General features: G+C 38.1%; 19 protein-coding genes. 16 read left to right on the top strand and 3 right to left on the bottom strand.

Annotated features, from left to right (window positions below; all coding sequences use genetic code 11):
• Nucleotides 1-22 precede the first annotated feature (22 nt).
• From RNZ47_RS10535 to RNZ47_RS10525, 3 genes are read right to left on the bottom strand one after another with little or no spacing between them, the layout of a single operon-like run.
• Nucleotides 23-1,276 (bottom strand): LVIVD repeat-containing protein, encoded by a 1,254-nt coding sequence (locus RNZ47_RS10535; protein ID WP_311939729.1) that lies wholly within the window; start codon nt 1,274-1,276, stop codon nt 23-25.
• A 28-nt stretch (nt 1,277-1,304) separates the two neighbouring features.
• On the bottom strand, nt 1,305-1,697 hold the full coding sequence (locus RNZ47_RS10530; RefSeq protein WP_311939727.1) for a hypothetical protein: 393 nt from the start codon (nt 1,695-1,697) through the stop codon (nt 1,305-1,307).
• Nucleotides 1,698-1,756: 59 nt separating this feature from the next.
• On the bottom strand, nt 1,757-2,446 hold the full coding sequence (locus RNZ47_RS10525; RefSeq protein ID WP_311939725.1) for a hypothetical protein: 690 nt from the start codon (nt 2,444-2,446) through the stop codon (nt 1,757-1,759).
• A 146-nt stretch (nt 2,447-2,592) separates the two neighbouring features.
• Between RNZ47_RS10525 and miaB the strand changes: the two genes are divergently transcribed.
• The 16 genes from miaB (at nt 2,593) to purL (ending at nt 22,699) form a co-directional block, all read left to right on the top strand.
• A complete protein-coding gene (gene miaB, locus RNZ47_RS10520; protein ID WP_311939723.1) occupies nt 2,593-4,032 on the top strand; it encodes a tRNA (N6-isopentenyl adenosine(37)-C2)-methylthiotransferase MiaB in 1,440 nt (479 codons plus the stop codon).
• A 131-nt stretch (nt 4,033-4,163) separates the two neighbouring features.
• Nucleotides 4,164-5,432, top strand: coding sequence for a sigma-54 interaction domain-containing protein (locus RNZ47_RS10515; protein WP_311939721.1), 1,269 nt, complete (start codon nt 4,164-4,166; stop codon nt 5,430-5,432).
• A 131-nt stretch (nt 5,433-5,563) separates the two neighbouring features.
• Nucleotides 5,564-6,067, top strand: coding sequence for an LPS assembly lipoprotein LptE (gene lptE / locus RNZ47_RS10510; protein WP_311939719.1), 504 nt, complete (start codon nt 5,564-5,566; stop codon nt 6,065-6,067).
• 93 nt (nt 6,068-6,160) lie between these two features.
• Nucleotides 6,161-7,096 (top strand): DUF8458 domain-containing protein, encoded by a 936-nt coding sequence (locus RNZ47_RS10505; RefSeq protein ID WP_311939717.1) that lies wholly within the window; start codon nt 6,161-6,163, stop codon nt 7,094-7,096.
• Nucleotides 7,096-7,458 (top strand): preprotein translocase subunit SecG, encoded by a 363-nt coding sequence (gene secG / locus RNZ47_RS10500; RefSeq protein WP_311939715.1) that lies wholly within the window; start codon nt 7,096-7,098, stop codon nt 7,456-7,458. Before RNZ47_RS10505 ends, secG begins: the two co-directional genes overlap by 1 nt.
• A gap of 145 nt (nt 7,459-7,603) precedes the next feature.
• Nucleotides 7,604-7,879, top strand: coding sequence for a co-chaperone GroES (locus RNZ47_RS10495; protein ID WP_311939713.1), 276 nt, complete (start codon nt 7,604-7,606; stop codon nt 7,877-7,879).
• A 125-nt stretch (nt 7,880-8,004) separates the two neighbouring features.
• The gene (gene groL, locus RNZ47_RS10490; RefSeq protein ID WP_311939711.1) at nt 8,005-9,636 is read left to right on the top strand and encodes a chaperonin GroEL; all 1,632 of its coding nucleotides are present in this window, start codon (nt 8,005-8,007) and stop codon (nt 9,634-9,636) included.
• Between the two features lie 118 nt (nt 9,637-9,754).
• Complete coding sequence (locus tag RNZ47_RS10485; protein WP_311939709.1) at nt 9,755-10,399, top strand: DUF6090 family protein; 645 nt, start codon at nt 9,755-9,757, stop codon at nt 10,397-10,399.
• A gap of 168 nt (nt 10,400-10,567) precedes the next feature.
• Nucleotides 10,568-11,272: an esterase family protein gene (locus tag RNZ47_RS10480; protein ID WP_311939707.1), complete on the top strand. Its 705-nt coding sequence runs from the start codon at nt 10,568-10,570 to the stop codon at nt 11,270-11,272.
• A gap of 21 nt (nt 11,273-11,293) precedes the next feature.
• A complete protein-coding gene (locus RNZ47_RS10475) occupies nt 11,294-12,268 on the top strand; it encodes an ATP-grasp domain-containing protein (RefSeq protein WP_311939705.1) in 975 nt (324 codons plus the stop codon).
• Nucleotides 12,269-12,276: 8 nt separating this feature from the next.
• A complete protein-coding gene (locus RNZ47_RS10470) occupies nt 12,277-13,374 on the top strand; it encodes a carboxylate-amine ligase (RefSeq protein ID WP_311939703.1) in 1,098 nt (365 codons plus the stop codon).
• A gap of 10 nt (nt 13,375-13,384) precedes the next feature.
• Nucleotides 13,385-14,206, top strand: a complete 822-nt coding sequence (locus RNZ47_RS10465; protein ID WP_311939701.1) for a type 1 glutamine amidotransferase — start codon at nt 13,385-13,387, stop codon at nt 14,204-14,206.
• Nucleotides 14,207-14,212: 6 nt separating this feature from the next.
• Nucleotides 14,213-15,412: a hypothetical protein gene (locus RNZ47_RS10460; protein WP_311939698.1), complete on the top strand. Its 1,200-nt coding sequence runs from the start codon at nt 14,213-14,215 to the stop codon at nt 15,410-15,412.
• A gap of 180 nt (nt 15,413-15,592) precedes the next feature.
• Nucleotides 15,593-16,807 (top strand): RsmB/NOP family class I SAM-dependent RNA methyltransferase, encoded by a 1,215-nt coding sequence (locus tag RNZ47_RS10455; protein WP_311939696.1) that lies wholly within the window; start codon nt 15,593-15,595, stop codon nt 16,805-16,807.
• A gap of 6 nt (nt 16,808-16,813) precedes the next feature.
• Nucleotides 16,814-18,625, top strand: a complete 1,812-nt coding sequence (locus tag RNZ47_RS10450; RefSeq protein ID WP_311939694.1) for an endonuclease — start codon at nt 16,814-16,816, stop codon at nt 18,623-18,625.
• Between the two features lie 411 nt (nt 18,626-19,036).
• Complete coding sequence (gene purL / locus RNZ47_RS10445) at nt 19,037-22,699, top strand: phosphoribosylformylglycinamidine synthase (protein ID WP_311939692.1); 3,663 nt, start codon at nt 19,037-19,039, stop codon at nt 22,697-22,699.
• Nucleotides 22,700-22,849: the final 150 nt, after the last annotated feature.

Below are 22,849 nucleotides of genomic sequence, written 5' to 3'. Positions count from 1 at the left end.
TTTATTCTATTTTAAGCCCTATTTAATTCAACGAATAAGTACTTATTAACGTTACATCATTATTACTGCCATACGCGTATTGATACAAGGTTTCACCGCCAATCATGATTAACGTGTTTTCTAAAGGAATAACATCAGTGGCATGAATGTCGTTAAACGACTTAGCCATTTCAATATTTAACGGATCCGATTTATCAAACAGTTTTAACCCTGCCGTACCATCGCAAACAAAAAGCATGTGGCCTTTTATCCCTAAACCATAAGGGTTTTCTAAGCCATATCTTGCTGCTAGGGTTGGTTGTGTTTTATCGCTGATATCAATAACTTCCAGAACGCTTTCCTGTTGCCCGCACAAATTACCGCCTCTTAGCGTAACATAAGCGTAATCGCCATCAACAACAACGGGGTCGCAGCTTTCCCAATGCACAAATTCTGAGACATATTCCGGTAAAGATGGATTTGCTAAACTATAAATATACATACCTCTGGTGCTGCCTAAATACAAATGATTATCGGCGTAAAACATGGTTTCAATATTAATGCCAGCGTTAATCTCGTTCTCAAAAGCGGGTTGCGACAAATTACTAATATTAAAGGTTTTCATTTTAGATTCTCCAACAGTGTACAAATAATTATTTACGATTTGGAAGCGCGCCAATGAGCCTCCTGTTCCGGTGTTGGATTCGGCGCTGGGTGCAAAGTTAGAATTTGCCAAGTCAAAATAAGGCCCATAATAACCTGGGTGCATGCCAACTTCCCGACGCTCTAAAACCGCCGACCACCCAACAATAATATGCTCGTTGGCGTCATAATCCTTATAACTAACAGCTTGAACACCTTCTGGGAAATCGTAATTGGGCATGGGCAAAAACATATCTTCCAAGGTTGTGGTTTTTGTTATATTATTAATATCGGAAATATCAAAAACCACCAAATCTATGGAGCTATCGGCGAACAGGTGATTGTCTTTTACGGCTATATCTACATTTCCCGGTATGTTTATAAATGTTTTGGCTACTGGGTTTTTCGGGTCGGTATTATCTAAAACGTGAATGCCTTTGTTTACTTCGTTTATAAAAATGAAGTTGCTGTAGGCATAAATTTTTCCGGCCTCTTTTATTTCAATGGGCGCTTCGGCTTTTACTGAATTTCTAAAAGCTGTTTTGCTCATTAATTCTGGTGTTGCAACTTTAACAAACTCGTATTCAATGTTATCTTTATCACAGGACATCATGCCGAAAAAGATGAGGCTTAATAAAAGGAATTTTAATTTCATGGTATTTTTTATTTAGTTGATTTTTTATTTAATACGTATAATTCAATGAAGATTCCAATCCTTCAATATGCAGAATGACCTCATTTACACTATTATCAATTTGTAAAGGCTTTAAATTGAATGATATGGTTTTTTCAAAATAGGCCAAACAAACTTCATTGTTAATCAATTGAAACTTTAAATAGCGTTGCTCTGGAGATGATTCGGCTATTGCACCAGAATCTACCAAATTAAAACTCCAATTATCGGTACTACATCCAGAGGCGCCAATCTTTATAACTAAGCAATCATCTATTATTTCAGCGCTTATAATTTTAAAACTGGCAGTTTCTAAACCATCATATTTTTCTTTATCAATGGCAACAGCAAAATCGCAATCCAAATCAACAATATCGTCATTTTCCTCGCACTGCATATTCATAAAACAGAAGCAAATCAAAACGGAAAACAGCATTTTTTTAATCATAACAAAATTTTATTTTAGTAGGTTAATACCGGGAATCCGTTTTGGCACGTCACACCTTTTGGTTGTTGCGGCACATCGCAGGTCGAGACAATCTCCCATTTTATATTGTATGCGTTTTCGGCTTCATTATAAGCTTGAACTTTTTGCAGAAAAGCATCGGTATCAATCTGATTTGAATACGCTATAAACCCCTGTGGCCCACCGCAGGCTTTAGCGCCGTATGCGGTAAACGTCCAATCCTCGGCATTGGTACACGATACGCTTATGCTCAGGTTGTAAATTTCATTGTACAGATCCATTAATTTTTGATGGTCTTTTTCCTGTTCGGTCAGTTCTCTTTCTACAATCAATTCCGTTTCGCTAACCGATACAATACGCCATGCATAATTTATGGGATAAAATTCTTGGGTGATGGTAACCAATGCGTTTTCCAATTCCCATTTGCCATTATAATCGGAATAGGTTAAAGGCGGTGTACCGCACCAACCCGAAGAGCGTTCAATAAAATCGCCATTGGACTTAAACATAATTCCCGAAGCATTTTCGGGTAAATCCGCTGCTCTTTTAAAAACGGTTTGTTCTTCACTATAATTGGGCTCAACCCAACTACCTATCAACAAATTATCAGGATCTGGAATAACATTCTCGTTGCTATCACAGGCAAATATTAAAAGGACGAATAAAAAAAGAACTTTGATTTTCATTATTTTCAACATTTATTTTAAAGATGCATTTTACTCCAAAAGGTTGCGTTATTTTTAACACAAAATAACATGACATTGTGTCACAAAAACATAAATAAGTTGTATCTTTGCACACTTATTGACCGCGATAGAGGCAGCAATCAATTATGGAAAAGATAATAGACGAAAACAAACAAGGCCAATCCTTGGTTTTAGAACAAAAAAAAGAAAACACGCGTAAACTTTTTATTGAAAGTTATGGATGTGCTATGAATTTTAGCGACAGCGAAATTGTAGCTTCCATTTTAACCAACGAAGGTTTTAATACCACCCAAAGTTTAGAAGAAGCCGATTTGGTTTTGGTAAATACCTGCTCCATTCGTGATAAAGCAGAACAAACCGTACGCAAACGTTTAGAAAAATACAACGCCGTGAAACGCGACCATAATCCAAAAATGAAAGTGGGCGTTTTGGGCTGTATGGCAGAACGCTTAAAAACGAAATTTCTTGAAGAAGAAAAAATTGTAGACTTAGTAGTTGGTCCCGATGCGTATAAGGATTTACCCAACCTTTTGGCCGAAGTTGACGAAGGTAGAGACGCCATAAACGTGATTCTTTCAAAAGAAGAAACCTATGGCGATATTTCGCCCGTGCGCTTAAACACTAATGGTGTTACGGCCTTTGTTTCGATAACCCGGGGTTGCGATAATATGTGTACGTTTTGCGTGGTGCCGTTTACGCGCGGTCGCGAACGCAGCCGAGACCCACAAAGTATTATTGAAGAAGTTAACGATTTATGGAACAAAGGCTATAAAGAAATTACTTTACTTGGGCAAAATGTAGATAGTTATCTATGGTATGGCGGCGGCCTTAAAAAAGATTTTACAAAAGCGAGCGATTTACAAAAAGCCACGGCCGTAAACTTTTCAAAGTTATTAGAGCTTTGTGCCAAAGCACAACCTAAAATGCGTATTCGTTTTTCAACCTCAAACCCACAAGATTTAACCTTGGATGTCATTGAAACCATGGCGAAATACGATAATATTTGCAACCACATTCATTTACCGGTGCAAAGCGGAAGCGACCGTATTTTAAAAGCGATGAATCGTTTGCATACCCGTGAGGAATACATGGAGCTGATAGACAATATCCGCAGAATGATCCCAAATTGTGCTATAAGTCAGGATATGATTGTTGGTTTTCCAACCGAAACCGAAGCCGATTTTCAAGATACCGTTTCCTTAATGGAATACGTAAAATATAACTTTGGCTATATGTTTACTTATTCCGAACGCCCCGGAACAATGGCAGGCCGTAATATGGAAGATGATGTTACCGAAGCCACAAAAAAACGAAGGCTGCAAGACATTGTAGATTTACAACGCGAACACAGTGAAATAAGAACCAAAGAATGGCTCAACACCACGGTAGAGGTATTGATTGAAAAAGAATCAAAAAAATCGGATGCACAATGGTCTGGTCGCACACCGCAAAACATAGTTTGTGTGTTTCCAAAAGAAGATTTTAAGGTTGGAGATTTTGTAAACGTAAAGGTTACAGATTGTACGAGTGCTACTTTAATTGGGGAGGCAATAAGCCCCTCCTAACCTCCCCAAAGGGGAGGAATGCTCACTCAAACGCATAAAAAAGTCAAAAGAATAATGATTCAAAATAGAATACAACGAAACAATATTAATAACATTTTAAATTCCCCCTTTGGGGGCTAGGGGGCTTACTTATGGAATCCGTTCAAGCAATAAAACAACGTTTTGGCATTATAGGCAATACAACTGCACTTAATCGCGCTATAGAAAAAGCGATACAAGTGGCGCCCACAGATATTTCGGTTTTAGTAACTGGCGAATCTGGGGTTGGTAAAGAAAGTATTCCTAAAATTATACATCAATTATCGCACAGAAAACACAATAAATACATTGCGGTAAACTGTGGCGCCATTCCGGAAGGCACCATTGACAGTGAGCTTTTCGGGCATGAAAAAGGGGCGTTTACAGGTGCCACACAAACCCGAAGCGGTTATTTTGAAGTGGCCGATGGCGGCACTATTTTTTTAGACGAGGTTGGCGAGCTCCCACTAACCACCCAAGTGCGTTTGTTGCGTGTTTTGGAAAATGGCGAATTTATAAAAGTAGGTTCCAGCAAGGTTCAAAAAACCGATGTGCGTATTGTGGCGGCCACCAACGCGAATATGTTTCAGTCTATTCAAAAAGAAAAATTTCGCGAAGATTTATATTATAGATTAAGTACCGTAGATATTCATTTACCACCATTGCGCGAGCGTCAAGAAGACATTCATTTGTTGTTCAGGAAATTTGCCAGCGATTTCGCATTAAAATACAAAATGCCAACGGTAAAATTAACCGATAATGCCATTCAGGTTTTATTAAAACACCGTTGGAACGGTAATATTCGTCAATTACGCAACGTCGCAGAGCAAGTGTCCGTTTTAGAGGAAAACCGTATCATTACCGCCGAAGTACTAAAAAGTTATTTACCAACATCGGGCAGCAATTTACCGGCCATTGTTAAAACAACTAAAGCCGAAAGCGATTTTAGTAGCGAGCGCGAAATTTTGTATAAAGTCCTTTTTGATATGAAAAGTGATTTAAACGATTTGAAAAAACTCACCATGGAACTCATGAAAAATGGCAACATTAAAGATGTTGAAAAGGACCACGGCAGTTTAATTCAAAAAATTTATGGCGATGATGATGACACCGAAACAGATTACGAAGAAGCCTTAACAGAAACTGAAGTGATATCGATTCCCGAGCATTCAAATGTGAAGGGCGAAAGCTCAAGTAAGCAGGACAAATACCACTTTGCCGAAGAAATTGAAGAAGAGGAAACCTTATCGCTACACGACAAAGAATTGGAATTAATAAAAAAATCGCTTGAACGTCATCAAGGAAAACGTAAATTAGCGGCAGCCGAATTGGGCATCAGTGAACGCACCTTATACCGAAAGATTAAACAATATGATCTTTAATCGCGTTGGTAGTCGCAGTTTTCTGTAAGCAATTGAAAATTACAACAATATAAAAAAGTCATCGTTTTAAAAACAAAACCTACAATGTCACACGGAACGCAGCCGAAGTGTAAAAAAATTTGGAAATTAAAATGAAACACATAAAATACATCTTTATACTATTGGCGGCCATATCATTTCAGTCTTGTGGTTTTTATGGATTTACGCAACCCAGTTCGATAAAAGCCGATACTTTTCAGGTAAATCGTATTGAAAATAGCGCCTTATTGTTTGAACCTGGTTTAGATCAAGATTTTCAAAGAGCATTACAAGACAAAATAGTAGATCAAACCAATTATAAATTGGAAACGTCTAATGCCGATTTAGTTTACGAAGGCGAAATTACAACCTACAGAATCTCTCCAACCACAGCGACATCGGATAACAAAGCGGCACAAAACCGATTAACCGTTGGCGTAAAAATCAGCTTTTACAATACCAATAACGAAGAAGATAATGTAGATCAAAGCTTTTCGTTCTTTTATGATTATCCGGCCAACGCACAACTTGTTGGTGCTCAAAAAGCAACCGCTCATGAGGAAATTTTTGAACGCTTAACGCAAGACATAATTAATGCAACCTTGGCTAAATGGTAGCTTCGATAGTCTCAGCTACCGTTTTTTAAATTAAACATTAAGTTATCGGTGATTGAGGTTCTCGAAATCACCCAACTAAAAAGTAAATTTTCAATGAATCAAACAGATTTTACATATGTCCTTCAAAACCCTCAAGCCATATCGCATGAGCAAACCGAAGCCATAAAATCCATCATTGATGAATTCCCGTTTTTTCAATCGGCTCGCGCGGTGTACCTTAAAGGTTTAAAAGACCAAAGCAGTTTTAAATACAACCAAGAACTTAAAACCACTGCCGCTTATACCGCCGACAGGAGTATTTTATTCGATTTTATAACCTCCGAAACATTTATCCAAAATGAAATATCGCAATTCATCAAACAAAACACGGCGCATTTAAAAGCTATCGATGTTACGGTTGAAGATATTTCCATAAACAAGAGCGTGGCTATTGATGATGCCTTAAAACAACAAATTAAAGATACCGATGGCGTTTTAGACCCCGCGTTGTTTCAGCCTAAAGAAGAGCGTCCCAAAAAAGCGTTTGTTTTAGATGATTCGGAGCTTATTGAAAACGTTACGGAAGCTACCAAAACACAAGAAGCCTCGGTCACCGATATTTTAAATTTAGGAAAACCGCTTCAATTTGATAAAAGAGAAAGCCATTCGTTTAACGAGTGGTTAAAATTAACGCGTTTTAAACCAATCAAAAGAGAAAAAACCAATTTTGATAAAGACGAAAAAAGCGTTTCAGATAAAACCGAAAAGGCTAAGAAATTCGAATTAATCGATAAGTTTATCACCCAAAACCCAAAAATAAATCCAACTAAAACGTCCACTTCAAAAGGCAATCTGGCCAAAGCGCAAATGATACAGCCCGAAGCTTTAATGACCGAGACTTTAGCACGGATTTACGTCGAGCAAAAAAACTATAAAAAAGCAATTCAATCTTACAACATTTTAAGTTTGAAATATCCAGAAAAAAGTAGTTTCTTTGCAAACCAAATTAAGGCAGTAGAACAATTACAAGAACAAAATAATAAAGAATAATGAGTACGTTTACAATATTTTTAGCATTAATCGTAGTGGTAGCATTTTTACTAGTAGTAGTAATTATGGTACAAAACCCAAAAGGTGGCGGGTTATCGTCGTCGTTTGGAGGCGGTGGCACACAGCAATTAGGTGGTGTAAAAAAGACAACCGACTTTTTAGACAAAAGCACATGGACTTTGGCAACATTGTTATTGGTTTTAATTTTAGTGTCTAACGTGGCCATTAGCAGAGGTGGAGAAACTTTAGATTCTAAAGCTTTAGATGCCGATGCTACAACATCGCAGCCATTACCATCTGCAACACCGTTACAAACCACAAATAATGATGCTCCGGCAACAGCAAAAGATACAGCGCAGTAATTCAATATTGCTGTAAAAAAATGCCAACTCAACCAGTTGGCATTTTTTGTTTCTGCAAGTTTGTCAGTTAAAAAGTATTGGCACATTTTTAGCATAACGCTAAGGCGTTAAACATAATTTAATTAATTAAAAACAAAATATCAAAATGAGCTTAAACATTAAACCATTAGCAGACCGCGTTGTTATAGAACCTGCACCTGCTGAGACAAAAACAGCATCGGGAATTATTATTCCGGATAACGCTAAAGAAAAACCACAAAAAGGAAAAGTAGTAGCCGCTGGAAAAGGCACAAAGGACGAACCTATTACCGTAAAAGTTGGCGACACTGTTTTATATGGTAAATATGCAGGAACAGAGCTTAAGCTAGAAGGTAAAGATTATTTAATTATGCGCGAAAGCGATATCCTAGCAATTGTTTAATTGCAAATTCCAATAAATTAAAAAAACAAAATCCAATAAAATCTCATTCAAAACAATCATTTTCCAACTTTGGAATTTAAGATTTGAGCATTGAGTTTTAAAAATTTTAAACAAAATTTTTCATTATGGCAAAAGACATAAAATTTGATATTGATGCACGCGACGGATTAAAACGCGGTGTTGACGCATTGGCAAATGCAGTAAAGGTAACTTTAGGCCCAAAAGGACGTAACGTTATTATTAGTAAATCTTTCGGAGCACCACAGGTTACCAAAGATGGTGTTACGGTTGCAAAAGAAATCGAACTAGAAAACGCACACGAAAACATGGGTGCACAAATGGTTAAGGAAGTAGCGAGCAAAACCAACGATTTGGCTGGTGACGGAACAACTACCGCTACCGTTTTAGCTCAAGCTATTGTAAAAGAAGGTTTAAAAAACGTAGCTGCCGGAGCAAATCCTATGGATTTAAAACGCGGTATCGATAAAGCTGTTGCTGCTATTACCAAAGATTTGGAAAAACAATCTAAGCAAGTTGGTAATTCTTCTGAAAAAATAAAACAAGTGGCTGCTATTTCAGCAAATAACGACGACACTATTGGCGAACTCATAGCGAAAGCTTTTGGTAAAGTTGGTAAAGAAGGTGTTATTACCGTTGAAGAAGCCAAAGGCATGGACACTTATGTTGATGTTGTTGAAGGGATGCAATTCGATAGAGGTTACTTATCTCCGTACTTTGTAACCGATGCCGATAAAATGATTGCCGATTTAGAAAATCCGTACATTTTATTGTTCGATAAAAAGATTTCCAACTTACAGGAAATTCTTCCAATTTTAGAGCCTGTGGCACAATCTGGTCGCCCATTATTGATTATTGCTGAGGATGTAGACGGACAAGCTTTAGCCACTTTAGTAGTTAATAAATTACGTGGTGGACTAAAAATTGCTGCTGTAAAAGCACCAGGTTTTGGCGACAGACGTAAAGCGATGCTTGAAGATATTGCTATTTTAACCGGTGGAACCGTAATTTCTGAAGAAAGAGGATTTACTTTGGAAAATGCAGATTTAAGCATGTTGGGTACGGCTGAAACCGTAACTGTTGATAAAGACAATACAACCATTGTAAATGGTGCAGGTAATGCCAAAGACATCAAAGCGCGAGTTAATCAAATTAAATCGCAGATTGAAACCACAACTTCAGATTACGATAAAGAAAAACTACAAGAGCGTTTAGCGAAATTAGCTGGCGGTGTTGCGGTACTTTATGTTGGCGCTGCCAGTGAGGTGGAAATGAAAGAAAAGAAAGACCGTGTTGACGATGCGTTGCATGCCACTAGAGCCGCCGTTGAAGAAGGCATTGTTGCCGGAGGTGGTGTTGCTTTGGTAAGAGCCATATCGGTTTTACAAAAAATTACAACCGAAAATCTTGATGAAGTTACAGGAATTCAAATTGTAGCACGTGCTATTGAATCGCCTTTACGTACCATTGTTGAAAACGCAGGTGGCGAAGGCAGTGTGGTAATCAACAAGGTTTTAGAAGGTAAAAAAGACTTTGGATACGATGCCAAATCTGAAACTTTTGTAGACATGCTTAAAGCGGGTATTATCGATCCTAAAAAAGTAACGCGTATTGCGTTGGAAAATGCAGCATCGGTGGCTGGAATGATTTTAACAACCGAGTGTGCTTTAATCGACATTATAGAAGATGCCCCTGCTATGCCTCCAATGGGCGGCGGCGGTATGCCAGGAATGATGTAAATTGAGAACACTGTTATATCATAATAGATACTTTTTCAGTATTAAAAAAACGCTTCAATTGATTTTGAGGCGTTTTTTATTGCCCAAATTTTCATAGCTTTAAACAAACTAATCAAAAATGAAAAAACAGTTTAAGTATGCTATTGGCGAAATACTCATTGTCATTGTTGGCATTTCCATTGCATTTAGCATGAACAAGTGCGCTGAAATTCAAAAAAACGATGCCTTAAAAAAGCAATATTTAGAAAACATTAAAAGTGATGTTGAAATTGACAAACAACATCTAAAAAACAATTCCGATGCCATCGAATCCAAAATTAAAACCATAAACGAGGTGATTCCTTTATTGGATACGGGTACTCCCGCAAGCGGAAAATCGATTTATAAAATATTCAATGTGTTCAATTTAACAGAATTTTACCCAAAAGACATCACCTATCAAACGATGATAAACTCGGGCGATTTTAAACTCATTGATGATTTTGGATTAAAGACCGCTATCGAAGAACACTATTCTAATTATAAGTCTATTTTAAAGGATTACGAAAGACAAGAAATAATCCACAAAGACTATTTAGGAAATTACATGGTATTCAATATGGATTTTGGCGCCATGAGAAAAGGCGAATCCGGATTAAAGGACGAAAAGCTTTTTAAAAATATTTTGCAAAGCATGAGTGGTTCGCTCATCATTAAAAAAAGTGCCACAGAGCGAGGCATTAAAAGCTGTGATAGCTTGTTGACTGTTTTAAATAAAATTTAAACAGTCTTAAAAAAGCATTCAAAAAAATTAAAACTTTCAAAAAAAAACTATCTTGTTGAAAGCTAATTATTTAATCCTTATATTTAATAATAAAAATAAATTCCACAGCTATTATAATTAATCGTACTTTCGCGGGCTTTAATTTTTATCTAACTAAAAATCAATCTATTGAAAGAAGAATATCATAAATGGTACTCCCCTACTTTAAGTAAAGACACCGAAATGCTCGTGTTTGGTCATGCAGGGTATCCACTCGTTTTATTTCCAACAACCTCGGGCCGTTACTACGAATGTAAAGATTTTAAACTCATTGAATCCGTAAGGTGGTATTTAGAAGAAGGTTTGGTCCAAATTTATTGTCCGGACAGCATTAACGAGTTAAGTTGGTACAATAAGGGTATTCATCCCGCCGATCGGGTAAAAAACCACATTTGGTTTGACGAGTTTATACTAAACGAAATAGTGCACCCCATTTGCAAAGAAAAAGGGCTAGCCAAAGTTGCCGTTGCCGGCGTAAGTTTTGGCGGCTATCAGGCGGCAAACTTCGCCTTTAAACATCCCGATAAGGTGAGCCACATGTTTAGTTTAAGTGGGTCGTTTGATATTAAATCTTTTTTAGATGGTTATTACGATGACAATGTGTTTTTTAATAATCCTGTAGATTTTTTACCAGGTGCCAATCACCCCGATCTTTGGAAATTGAAAATTATCCTTGGCGTGGGCGAATGGGATATCTGTTTGGAATCCAATAAAGAAATGGCTAAAATATTGAGCGATAAAAACATCCCGTTTTGGTTTGACGAACGTAAATGGGCAGAACACGATTGGCCGATTTGGAGACAAATGTTTCCGCACTATTTATCAAAAATATAACTAACTACTAACAATAATTTTATGAGAAAAATTGGTATTTTATTTGGGCAGGAAAACACATTTCCACAGGCATTTATTGATCGTGTAAACGAAAAAATTAAAGATCAAGGCATTAAAAACATGATTGCCGAAGCGGTTTTAATTGAAACTGTTGAGCAGGCCAAATCAGACGAATATGCTGTAATTATTGATAGGATTTCACAAGATGTTCCGTTTTACAGAGCCTTTTTAAAAAACGCTGCCATTACAGGAACCGCTGTAATTAACAATCCGTTTTGGTGGAGTGCCGACGAAAAGTTTTTCAATAATGCCCTGGCCGAAAAAGTTGGAGTTCCGGTGCCAAAAACCTTTATATTACCAACTTCACACAGGCCACCCGATACCGATGAAAACTCATTTAGAAACATGAAATTCCCTTTTAACTGGGAGAAAATGTTTGAAACCGTTGGCTTTCCTGCTTACATGAAACCCCACGATGGCGGTGGTTGGAAAAGCGTTTACCGTGTTGAAAGTCCAGAAGATTTATGGACAAAACATGGTGAAACCGAAAATTTGGTCATGATGTTGCAAGAGGAAATCAACTTTACCGAGTATTTTAGGTGCTATGTTTTAAATACCGATAAGGTTCATATTATGCAATACGAACCGCGCAACCCGCACCATTTACGCTATGTTATTGATGGATCTCCCGTAAAACAAGACACGTTAGACCTGGTTGAAAAATATTGTATTCGGTTAAACAAAGCCTTAGGCTACGATTTCAATACCGTTGAGTTCGCCATTAGAGACGGCGTTCCTTACGCTATCGATTTTTGTAATCCAGCGCCAGATGCAGACATCCATTCGGTGGGACAAGAAAATTTTGATTGGATTGTTGAAAATGCTGCAAATATGGCGATTGAAAAAGCGAAACAATACAAAAAGGGAAAAATGAATTTAACATGGGGTACTTTTGTTAAAAATCAGATTACCGGTAAAAAAACACCACTTAAATAATTGTGTCCATGGATTTTACATTAGGCATAGAAGAAGAATACCAAGTTATAGACCCTGTAACTAGAGAATTGGTTTCCCACGACCAGCAAATTGTTGTTGAAGCCGAAAAGGTTTTAGACGAGCAAGTTAAGGCCGAAATGCACCAAGCGGTTGTAGAAGTGGGCACCAATGTGTGTAAAAACGTTACCGAAGCCAGGGCTGAAATTAAGCTTTTACGCAAATCCATTTCGGATATTGCCAAAGGTTTAGGTTTTAGAATTGGAGCCGCGGGGACACATCCCTTTTCAGAATGGGAAAAACAACTTATTACGCCCAATCCGCGTTACGATGAAATTGTAAACGAGCTTCAAGATACGGCACGTTCCAATTTAATTTTTGGACTTCACGTGCATATTGGTATAGAAAACAAAGCATTGGCGCTTCACCTTACCAATGCCATGCGCTATTTTTTACCGCATTTGTATGCCCTTTCGACAAACTCACCGTTTTGGGAAGGCAGAAACACTGGGTTTAAGTCGTTTCGATCTAAAGTATTCGATAAATTCCCAAGAACCGGAATCCCCGGCGTGTTTGACAATTTAACAGATTACGAAAACTATATAAACCTGTTGGTAAAAACGAAGTGCATCGATAATCCTAAAAAAATATGGTGGGATATTAGAATTCATCCTACCTATCCAACACTGGAAGTACGTATCTGCGACGTCCCAATGTCTATCGACGAAACCATAAGCATTGCCGCATTAATTCAAGCTATTGTTGCAAAACTCTATAAATTGAAAATGCAAAACTTAAATTTCATCACTTATCACAGAGCATTAATCAATGAAAACAAATGGCGTGCAGGCCGTTATGGTTTAGATGGTAAAATGATAGATTTTGGTAAAGAATGTGAAGTTGAAACACGACTGCTTATTGAAGAATTATTGGATTTTGTTGACGACGTTGTTGATGAATTAGGCTCGAGAAAAGACATAGAAAATATAAGAAATATAATGAAAACAGGTACGGGTGCCGATAGGCAGCTTGCCGTTTTTAACGAAACAAAAGATTTAACCAAAGTAGTAGATTATATCATAGAACAAACTATTTTTGGCACAGATTAAAATTATGATAATGCAGAATGAAAAAGTAAAATTAGCAATTTTAGACATGAACAACGATGAACCCAATCAAGGTTTACGTTGTATTGTTGATATTGTTAAATCGTTTAACTACGATGTAGATTACCAAGTTTTTAACGTTAGGGCAAAAAACGAATTGCCCGATTTAAATTTTGATATTTATATCTCAAGTGGTGGACCCGATAGCCCTTTAGAAGAAGGCGCTTGGAGGCAACCCTACTTAAATTTAGTACAACAGCTTTGGGATTTTAACCTAAAATCCTACAGCCAAAAAAAGCACGTGTTTTTTATATGCTACTCCTTTCAAGTGGTGTGCCATTATTTTGAATTGGGCGAATTAAAACCACGCAAAAGCACATCGTTTGGTATTTTACCAATTCATAAAACGGCGGCAGGAAAAAAAGATGTTCTTTTGGAAGGACTCAACGACCCGTATTATGCCGTAGATTCTCGCGATTGGCAGCTTGTGCAACCACGTTTAAAAGTCTTTAAAGAGCACGGTGCATCCATATTGAGTCTCGAAAAAATACGAACACACGTAGAGTACGAACGTGCAATTATGGCGGTTCGGTTTTCTAAAGAATTTGTGGGCACCCAATTTCATCCCGAAGCAGACCCTATCGGGATGCAGGCCCATTTTTCAGAAGATATCAATAAACAAATTGTAATTACCAATTTTGGTGAAGCCAAATACAAAAGAATGATGGAAAGAATGGACGACCCAGACAAAATCATTAAAACGTATGCCCATATTTTACCAACATTTATTCGTTTGGCCATTAAACAGAACAAGCAACAACTCGTAATATCTTAGGTTGAAATGATAGAAAAATATCGTAAAGCATTTAATAGTAATTTTAAAGAAGAAACGTATCGAGCTTTATTGAATGGTATCAATCAAAAATTTGATTATACGGCACCATTCAAAATTGCCGAAACGCCTATATTTATTCCAAACGACTTAAAAAAACGTTTGGTTGATGCTTGCAACGATATTATGTCGGTTATCAATCAACCCAATTTTAAAGCCTTAACCGAAGGTGCTTTTTTCGATAAAAAAAACAAAGTACCCAACGAAGACGAGCACTCAAAGTTCGTGCAACTGGATTTCGGAATTTGTTTAGACGAACATGGCACGCCAACACCCAAGCTTATCGAGTTACAGGGGTTTCCATCGCTGTACTGTTTTCAGCATCTTTTAGAATCCATGTATCAAAAACATTATGATATTCCACAACACCTTTCCATACATCCAACCGGTATCAGCTCACTTGAGTTTGTCGAGTTGTTACGTACGGAAATCGTTGGAGACACCGATCCCAATCAAGTTATTTTATTGGAAATAGAACCCGAAAAACAAGCCACTGCCATCGATTTTTATTGTACCGCAAACCTGTTGGGCATTAAGGTTTTGTGCATTAGCAAGTTGATTAAAAAAGGCAAAAAACTGTTTTATTTAAATGATGAATGTAAAGAAATTCAGGTTTTAAAAATTTATAACCGTATTATTTTTGATGAATTGAATCAGCGTGACGATTTAAAACGCGAATTCGATTTTAAAGATGAAGTTGATATTGAATGGATTGGACATCCCAATTGGTTTTTCAGGATTAGCAAATACACCATGCCTTTGTTAAAAGGCGATTATGTGCCAAAATCCTATTATCTAAATCAATTGGAAAGCATTCCTAAAGATTTGGAAAACTATGTTTTAAAACCGCTCTATTCTTTTGCTGGTGCCGGAGTTCAAATACACGTAACACGAGAAATGATTGACCAAATTAAAGACAAATCCAATTATTTGTTACAAGAAAAAGTGGCTTATCATCCTATTATAAAAACTCTGGACGTGCCTGCAAAATGCGAAATACGCATGATGTTGCTACATTGCGAAAAAGAGAATACCACTAAAATTGTTAGTAATCTGGTGCGTTTAAGCAAAGGCGAAATGATTGGTGTTAAATACAATAAAGATAAAACCTGGGTGGGCGGCAGCACTGGTTTTTTTGAACTGTCATAAATTTTCAATTCCGTTCAAAATTAATTTTCAAAATTCACATGCTGTTAAACAGTTTAGCGATTTCTTTGTTGTTTTTTAAAGCCATATTCAACTTCTTTATCTTCACAAAAAGCTAATCCATAGGTATTATTTTTAAACACATAAACTTTTAACGTACCTTTGCAGCCTTATTTACACACGATGCGATTACACAGAAATTTAAGCTTTGCGGTTATTGATGGTTTAACCCTAATTTTTAACGAAGGAAAGTATGCCGATAAAGTTATTCAGCAACTTTTAAAACGCGATAAACGTTGGGGCGCGCGCGACAGGGGTTTTGTTGCCGAAACCACTTACGATATTGTTAGATGGAAGCGTTTATACGCCGAAATAGCTGATGTAAAAGAACCGTTTGACAGAGATAATTTGTGGCGCATGTTTGCTGTTTGGGCGACCCTAAAAGGCATAAAACTGCCCGATTGGAAATATTTTGAGGGCACCCCTTTGCGTAAAATTAAAGGGCGTTTTGATGAGTTGTCTAAAATTAGAAAATTCGCAGCTTCTATTCCCGATTGGATGGACGACATGGGGCGCAAAGAATTAGGCGATGCCGTTTGGACTAAGGAAATTACGGCTTTAAACGAACAGGCCGATGTTATTTTAAGGGTAAACACGCTTAAAACCACCAAGGAAAAACTTCAAACCGAATTATTCGATTTGGATATTGAAACCGAATTTTTAGATAATTACCCAAGCGCATTAAAACTTAAAGAACGTGCTAACGTATTTTCTACCGAAGCGTTTAAAAAAGGGCATTTCGAAGTACAGGATGCCTCGTCGCAATTAGTGGCTGAGTTTTTAAATGTAAAACCCGGTATGCGCGTGGTTGATGCTTGCGCTGGAGCCGGCGGAAAAACCTTGCATATTGCATCCTTAATGGAAAACAAAGGTCAAATTATAGCCTTGGATATTTACGAAAACAAACTCAACGAATTAAAACGACGTGCCAAACGAAACGGTGCACATAACATTGAAAACCGTACCATTGAATCGACAAAAGTCATAAAAAAACTGTATGATAAAGCCGATCGTGTTTTAATTGATGCCCCTTGTTCGGGCTTGGGCGTGCTGCGTAGAAACCCCGATGCCAAATGGAAATTACAACCCGAATTTATCGAAAAAATAAAAACCACGCAGCAAGATATTTTACAGCAATATTCAAAAATGGTAAAAGTAGGCGGACAAATGGTTTACGCGACATGTTCGGTATTACCTTCTGAAAATCAGAAACAAGTTGATAAATTTTTAACTTCCGATGCCGGAAAAAGTTTTATCTTTATAAAAGACAAAAAAGTGTTGGCCCATAAATCTGGGTTTGATGGTTTTTATATGGCGCTTTTAGAAAGAAAAAACTAATCTTAAATGAAGCATCTTTACTTTCTGTTTTTCTTAATTGCCTCCATTTCGTTTGCGCAATTAACGCCCCCTGCAAACTTACAGGCCTATTATACGGATGTTGATTTCTCCCAAACGCAAATGGATTTGTTTAATGATTTGGCCACTAAAACGGTTGCAAAACACACAAATTTTCTTTCGTACACCCCGGGAATATGGGAAGCAGATAAAATTACCGATGAAGACCCACTAAATAGCGCAAACGTATTATTGATTTACGGCTACAATGATGGCGACGGAAATCATGTAACAGACCGATCGAGGAGCAAAACGCTAAACGGAGGAACCAATGGCGTCCATTGGAATAGGGAACACACGTTTCCAAATTCATTAGGCAACCCCAGATTAGACACTAACGGAACCAACAATGCGCCTTATGCCGATGCGCATAACTTAAGACCGTCTGACATTCAAATGAATCAAGATAGAGGTAACAGAAAATTTGATGACGGCAGTGGCAATGCAACTGAAGTTGGCAGTAATTGGTATCCCGGAGATGAGTGGAAAGGTGATGTTGCCCGAATAATTATGTATATGTACTTGAGGTATGGCTCGCAATGCTTACCTTCTTATGTGACAGTTGGCACAACAAATTCTGTTGATTCCAATATGATTAACCTTTTATTGCAATGGAATGCAGACGATCCTGTTTCAACAATTGAAGATGCCAGAAATACCTATCATGAAAATACCAGCAATACGTATGCACAAGGTAACAGAAACCCTTTTATAGATAACCCCTATTTAGCAACGGTAATATGGGGAGGCAGTCCAGCTACAAATCGCTGGGGCAGTAATCCGCCCGCCGATACCGAAGCACCAACAACACCCACGAATTTAATGGCATCAAATGAGACGGCCACCACGGTAGATTTAGATTGGACCGCCTCCACGGATAACGTTGGTGTTACGGCGTACAACATATATGTGGACAACGCTTATTATGTATCCACAAATTCTTCGGCAACAAGTTTTACGGTTACAGGTTTATCTTCCGAAACAACTTATGAGTTTGCGGTTTTAGCTACAGATTTGGCAAACAACACTTCCCCGTTAAGCCAACCGGTAAATGCAACAACTTTAGCAGCTGGAGGCGGAAATGCTTGTGCTTTTGAAACTTTTCAAAATATGCCGGCAGCACATAGCCAATATTTAGATAGAATGTGGACCGGTGACGATGGCGGAACATGGGTTGCTACCGAAGCAAGAACCGATCAGGTCTTAAACAACAGGGCCATTGCCATAGATATTAGAGGTTCGACCGCGGGCTCTGTTACATCGCCTAACTTACCGAATGGCGTGGGTAGTTTAACGGTTTCAACCCAACGTGCGTTTTCTGGTGGCACTGGCGCTTTGGAAGTTGAAGTAAACGGTAATTTAGTAGGCACTATACCCTATGACGACACCGTACAAACCACAACAATTTCAGACATAAATGTTACCGGAAATGTAATTATAACCATCTCCGAATCCACTTCTGGGGGAGATCGGGTAATTATAGATGATTTAACATGGACCTGTTATCCGGCATTAAGTACAGAGGATGAAAATTTGAATAATTTAAAAATATTTCCAAACCCCTTAAATGGCCCTATTTTAAATATTAGCACGGTTGAAAATATTAAATACACCATTTACAATATTTTAGGAAAACCAATACTATCGGGTGTTTTGGACAGAAACAATCAAACGATTAACGTTTCCAACCTAAATCGAGGTATTTTCATCATTAAAATGGATTCGGACAAAGGCAGTATTTCTAAAAAGCTAATTAAGTAAAAACCTTAAACAGTAAGACCTAACAGGTTTTTGAAACCTGTTAGGTCTGAAAAAAAAGTTCGTATATTTTAATTCCTGTCTTCGCAAAAATGACAAAATCATGGGTTAAACAACCGTATGGGCGGATAGGCGCGTTAGGGATTGCAGCGGCATCCTTTTTTGTGCTTAACTATAAAGTTTGTGTTACAACGTATTTACAATTTGGAAAACAAACTTGACGAGATACTGAAACAAGTTTAGCACAAAAAAGATATAGCGGAAAGCCCGACCCATCGGGTAACGCCCAAAAACAAAAGCGCCTGTTAAAAACCCCTTAATAACTCTAAATTTTCCGCATTATATTTTTGCTTAAAATTCCACTAAAAAGAAGTAAATTTGCACTTTCTTTAAACACAAACAAATCCAGACCTAATGATTCACTTCTTTGGAAACGCAAATAGCAAAGTTTTTGCTGTTCAAACAACAAAAGAATTATCAACCGAAGCCATTTTAAAATTAACTTGGCTTTTTGGCAATGAACCAAAATTGGAACAAGCATCTTTAGATGCTTTTTTTGTTGGTCCTCGCGCTGCAATGATTACACCATGGAGCACCAATGCCGTTGAAATTACCCAAAACATGGGTATTGATGGTATTTTTAGAATTGAAGAATTTAAAGCGATTGCCGAAGATTTTAAGGATTTCGACCCCATGATTTCTGAAAAATTCAAAGGGTTAAATCAAGAGTCGTTTACCATTGATATTCAACCAGAATCTATTTTAGACATTGAAGATATTGCGGCTTACAACCAACAAGAAGGTTTGGCGCTTAGCGATGAAGAAGTTGCATATTTAAACGGTGTGAGCAAGAAAATAGGGCGCCCATTAACCGATTCGGAAGTGTTTGGGTTTTCGCAAGTGAACTCAGAGCATTGTCGTCATAAAATTTTTAATGGCACCTTTGTTATTGATGGCGAAGAAAAGCCAACATCGCTTTTTAAGCTTATAAAAGAAACCTCGAAGCAACATCCTAACGATATTGTTTCGGCTTACAAAGACAATGTCGCTTTTATAAAAGGTCCAAAAGTGGAACAATTTGCACCAAAACGTGCCGATATACCGGATTATTATACCACTCAGGATTTTAACTCAGTTATTTCGCTTAAAGCGGAAACACATAATTTCCCAACTACCGTCGAACCTTTTAATGGCGCTGCCACAGGTTCTGGAGGCGAAATTAGAGATAGACTTGCTGGCGGAAAAGGCTCGCTGCCATTAGCGGGGACAGCGGTTTATATGACATCGTATTCTCGTTTGGAAGCCAATCGCCCGTGGGAGCAAAAATTTAAAGCACGCAAATGGCTGTACCAAACGCCCATTGATATTTTAATAAAAGCATCAAACGGCGCATCCGATTTTGGAAACAAGTTCGGGCAACCCTTAATTTGCGGTTCGGTATTAACGTTTGAGCATGAGGAAGAAGCGCGGAAACTGGGGTTCGATAAAGTTATCATGCAAGCCGGTGGAATTGGTTACGCCAAAGCGGAACAAGCCTTAAAAGACACGCCCAAAAAAGGTGACAAAATAGTTATTTTAGGTGGTGAAAACTACCGTATTGGAATGGGGGGTGCCGCGGTATCGTCGGCAGACACCGGCGAGTTTGAGTCTGGTATCGAGTTAAATGCCGTACAACGTTCCAATCCTGAAATGCAAAAACGTGCTGCAAACGCTATTCGAGGTATGGTGGAGAGTGATGAAAATCACATTGTTTCCATTCACGACCACGGGGCTGGAGGGCACTTAAACTGTTTGTCGGAACTGGTTGAAGATACGGGAGGACATATCGATTTAGATAAACTTCCGGTTGGCGACCCAACATTATCCGATAAGGAAATTATTGGCAACGAATCTCAAGAACGTATGGGCTTGGTTATTGCTGAAAAACACATAGATACACTACAGAAAATCGCAGCGCGTGAGCGTTCGCCCATGTACACCGTTGGTGATGTTACGGGAGACGACCGCTTTACATTTCAGTCAAAAACCCATGGCAATAAACCTATGGATTTAGCTATGGAAGACATGTTTGGCAGTTCGCCAAAAACGGTAATGACCGACAAAACAATCAAAAGAAATTACAGTGATTTAACTTATAATCCTGATAATTTTTATGATTATTTAGACCAAGTTTTACAGTTGGAAGCGGTGGCTTGCAAAGATTGGCTGACCAATAAGGTTGACCGATGCGTTGGCGGAAAAGTAGCCAAACAACAATGTGTTGGTGCGTTACAAATTCCGCTTAACAATGTTGGTGTTATGGCATTGGATTACAAAGGAAAAGAAGGAATTGCAACCTCCATTGGGCACTCGCCTATTTCTGGGTTAATCAATCCCGTTGCCGGCAGCAGAAACAGTATTGCCGAAGCCTTAACCAATATCATTTGGGCACCTTTAAAAGAAGAATTGAAATCCGTTTCATTATCGGCAAACTGGATGTGGCCTTGTAAAAACGAAGGTGAAGATGCGCGATTGTACGAGGCGGTTAAAGCCATTTCGGAATTTGCCATCGATTTAGGGATTAACGTCCCAACAGGGAAAGATTCGCTTTCCATGAAGCAAAAATACCCAAACGAAGAGGTTATTTCTCCCGGAACCGTTATTATTTCAGCCGCGGCAAATTGTAATGACATCAACAAAGTGGTTGAACCCGTTTTACAAAGAAATGGCGGAGATATTTACTATATCAACCTTTCGCAAGACGATTTTAAATTGGGAGGAAGCTCGTTTGCTCAAATCCTAAATAAAATAGGAAATGATGCACCAAATGTAAAAAATGCATCTTATGTTAAAAATGTATTTAACACCATTCAAAAATTAATTAAAGACGAACAGATTGTTGCAGGGCACGATGTGGCTTCGGGTGGTTTAATTACAACATTGTTAGAAATGTGTTTTGCCGACACTAATCTTGGAGCAGAATTAGATCTTACGGCACTAAATGAAACAGACTCATTTAAAGTGTTGTTTGCCGAAAATTCGGGTATTGTGTTTCAAGCTAAAGATGCTTCTGTTGAAACTGCTTTAAAAGCGGCAAACATTGAGTTTTTTAACATAGGAAAAGTAACGACTTCCGATGTATTGAGCATCATCAACAATACGGATGTGTTCACCATGACCGTTTCCCGTTTAAGGGATATGTGGTACAAGACCTCTTTCCTACTCGACCAAAAACAAACGGCAAATGGTTTAGCAGAAGACAGATTCAATAATTATAAAAATCAACCTTTACAATACACCTTCCCAAGTCATTTTACAGGAAAACTCCCCATAATTGATTCGAAAAAACCAAAACCCAAAGCTGCGATTTTACGTGAAAAAGGAAGTAACTCCGAGCGCGAAATGGCAAACGCCATGTATTTAGCTGGTTTTGATGTAAAAGATGTACACATGACCGACTTAATTTCCGGTCGTGAAACTTTAGAAGACATCCAATTCATTGGCGCCGTTGGAGGGTTCTCAAACTCCGATGTTTTAGGTTCTGCCAAAGGTTGGGCCGGTGCTTTTAAGTACAACGAAAAAGCAAATACAGCACTTAAAAAATTCTTCAATAGAGAAAATACACTTTCTGTTGGAATATGTAACGGTGCACAACTTTGGATGGAATTAGACTTGGTTAATCCAGAGCACGACGTACACGGAAAATTAACGTACAACGATTCGAAAAAACACGAAAGTGCGTTTACATCGGTTAAAATTCAAGAGAACAATTCGGTGATGCTGGCAACACTTGCGGGCACAACCTTAGGGGTTTGGATTTCTCATGGCGAAGGAAAATTTAGCTTACCTTATCCTGAAAACAAATACAATATCGTTGCCAAGTACGGTTACGAATCATATCCTCATAACCCAAATGGTTCGGACTTTAATACCGCAATGATGTGTGATAAAACGGGGCGTCATTTGGTAACGATGCCTCATATTGAGCGTTCCACATTCCAATGGAATTGGGCACATTACCCAGAAAACAGAAAAGACGAAGCATCGCCATGGTTGGAAGCTTTTGTTAATGCCAGAAAGTGGATCGAGAATAAATAATATAAAAAGCTGTCTAAAATGTCTTTTTGAATTTAATTTATCAGGTTGAGCTTGTCAAAACCAATCTTGGTCGCCAATAAGTTAAATTATTTCGACAAAGCTTGTGCTGGGCGCAGTCGAAGCACTCCATACGGCAAGAAGTTAGACTTT

Origin of the sequence: Hwangdonia seohaensis, from assembly GCF_031932625.1 — a bacterium.
GTDB classification, from domain to species: Bacteria; Bacteroidota; Bacteroidia; order Flavobacteriales; family Flavobacteriaceae; genus Hwangdonia; species Hwangdonia seohaensis.
This window is presented reverse-complemented; position numbering and strand designations above follow the sequence as displayed.

What these genes read in the sequence shown, in the direction of transcription:
- groL (WP_311939711.1), top strand. Translation starts at nt 8,005, where the DNA reads ATGGCAAAAGACATAAAATTTGATATTGATGCACGCGACGGATTAAAA.
- RNZ47_RS10465 (WP_311939701.1), top strand. Translation starts at nt 13,385, where the DNA reads ATGCAGAATGAAAAAGTAAAATTAGCAATTTTAGACATGAACAACGAT.
- RNZ47_RS10525 (WP_311939725.1), bottom strand. Translation starts at nt 2,446, where the DNA reads ATGAAAATCAAAGTTCTTTTTTTATTCGTCCTTTTAATATTTGCCTGT.
- secG (WP_311939715.1), top strand. Translation starts at nt 7,096, where the DNA reads ATGAGTACGTTTACAATATTTTTAGCATTAATCGTAGTGGTAGCATTT.
- lptE (WP_311939719.1), top strand. Translation starts at nt 5,564, where the DNA reads ATGAAACACATAAAATACATCTTTATACTATTGGCGGCCATATCATTT.
- RNZ47_RS10475 (WP_311939705.1), top strand. Translation starts at nt 11,294, where the DNA reads ATGAGAAAAATTGGTATTTTATTTGGGCAGGAAAACACATTTCCACAG.
- RNZ47_RS10485 (WP_311939709.1), top strand. Translation starts at nt 9,755, where the DNA reads ATGAAAAAACAGTTTAAGTATGCTATTGGCGAAATACTCATTGTCATT.
- RNZ47_RS10470 (WP_311939703.1), top strand. Translation starts at nt 12,277, where the DNA reads ATGGATTTTACATTAGGCATAGAAGAAGAATACCAAGTTATAGACCCT.
- RNZ47_RS10505 (WP_311939717.1), top strand. Translation starts at nt 6,161, where the DNA reads ATGAATCAAACAGATTTTACATATGTCCTTCAAAACCCTCAAGCCATA.
- RNZ47_RS10515 (WP_311939721.1), top strand. Translation starts at nt 4,164, where the DNA reads ATGGAATCCGTTCAAGCAATAAAACAACGTTTTGGCATTATAGGCAAT.
- RNZ47_RS10495 (WP_311939713.1), top strand. Translation starts at nt 7,604, where the DNA reads ATGAGCTTAAACATTAAACCATTAGCAGACCGCGTTGTTATAGAACCT.
- RNZ47_RS10450 (WP_311939694.1), top strand. Translation starts at nt 16,814, where the DNA reads ATGAAGCATCTTTACTTTCTGTTTTTCTTAATTGCCTCCATTTCGTTT.
- purL (WP_311939692.1), top strand. Translation starts at nt 19,037, where the DNA reads ATGATTCACTTCTTTGGAAACGCAAATAGCAAAGTTTTTGCTGTTCAA.
- miaB (WP_311939723.1), top strand. Translation starts at nt 2,593, where the DNA reads ATGGAAAAGATAATAGACGAAAACAAACAAGGCCAATCCTTGGTTTTA.
- RNZ47_RS10460 (WP_311939698.1), top strand. Translation starts at nt 14,213, where the DNA reads ATGATAGAAAAATATCGTAAAGCATTTAATAGTAATTTTAAAGAAGAA.
- RNZ47_RS10530 (WP_311939727.1), bottom strand. Translation starts at nt 1,697, where the DNA reads ATGAATATGCAGTGCGAGGAAAATGACGATATTGTTGATTTGGATTGC.
- RNZ47_RS10535 (WP_311939729.1), bottom strand. Translation starts at nt 1,276, where the DNA reads ATGAAATTAAAATTCCTTTTATTAAGCCTCATCTTTTTCGGCATGATG.
- RNZ47_RS10455 (WP_311939696.1), top strand. Translation starts at nt 15,593, where the DNA reads ATGCGATTACACAGAAATTTAAGCTTTGCGGTTATTGATGGTTTAACC.